Raw genomic sequence first — 1153 nt, 5'->3', positions numbered from 1 at the left:
GGCGCGCACACGCTGACCGCCACGGTGACCGACGCGGCGGGCAACACGTCGGTTGTCTCCTCCGCTCTGACCGTGACCATCGACACCAGCGCTTCGCCGCCGACCGGTTTGGCATTGGCGGCTTTGTCGAACAGCGGGTCCACGGTTGACACGCTGACCAGTGTGGCCACTCCGGTGATCACCGGGAGTGTGGCCGAGGCGGGCGTTGTGGTGCTGTACGAGGGGGCGACGGCGCTTGGCACGGTGACCGCTTCGGCGGCGGGCGCCTGGAGCCTCACCGCGGCCTCGCTGAGCGACGGCGCGCACACGCTGACCGCCACGGTGACCGACGCGGCGGGCAACACGTCGGTTGTCTCCTCCGCTCTGACCGTGACCATCGACACCAGTGCTTCGTCGCCGACCGGCTTGGCATTGGCGGCTTTGTCGAACAGCGGGTCCACGGTTGACACACTGACCAGTGTGACCACTCCGGTGATCACCGGGAGTGTGACCGAGGCGGGCGTTGTGGTGCTGTACGAGGGGGCGACGGCGCTTGGCACGGTGACCGCTTCGGCGGCGGGCGCCTGGAGCCTCACCGCGGCCTCGCTGAGCGACGGCGCGCACACGCTGACCGCCACGGTGACCGACGCGGCGGGCAACACGTCGGTTGTCTCCTCCGCTCTGACTGTGACCATCGACACCGGCGCTTCGTCGCCGACCGGCTTGGCATTGGCGGCTTTGTCGAACAGCGGGTCCACGGTTGACACACTGACCAGTGTGACCACTCCGGTGATCACCGGGAGTGTGACCGAGGCGGGCGTTGTGGTGCTGTACGAGGGGGCGACGGCGCTTGGCACGGTGACCGCTTCGGCGGCGGGCGCCTGGAGCCTCACCGCGGCCTCGCTGAGCGACGGCGCGCACACGCTGACCGCCACGGTGACCGACGCGGCGGGCAACACGTCGGTTGTCTCCTCCGCTCTGACCGTGACCATCGACACCAGCGCTTCGCCGCTGACCAGCCTTGCCCTGTCCACCGCCTCGAACACGGGCTCGACCGCGGACACGCTGACCAGCGTGGCCACTCCGGTGATCACCGGGAGTGTGACCGAGGCGGGCGTTGTGGTGCTGTACGAGGGGGCGACGGCGCTTGGCACGGTGACCGCTTCGGCGGCGG

General features: G+C 69.9%; 1 protein-coding gene. It reads left to right on the top strand.

Annotation, left to right across the window (positions count from 1 at the left end; genetic code table 11):
* Positions 1 to 24: 24 nt before the first annotated feature.
* Positions 25 to 1153: Ig-like domain-containing protein (locus ACFPMG_RS28635; RefSeq protein WP_376998611.1), on the top strand; the 1129-nt coding region annotated here is incomplete at its 3' end.

The organism is Azospirillum himalayense (assembly GCF_042657465.1).
In the GTDB taxonomy this organism is placed as follows: Bacteria; Pseudomonadota; Alphaproteobacteria; order Azospirillales; family Azospirillaceae; genus Azospirillum; species Azospirillum himalayense.
Note: the sequence above shows the minus strand (reverse complement) of the source record. Positions and strands in the feature narration are given on the sequence as shown.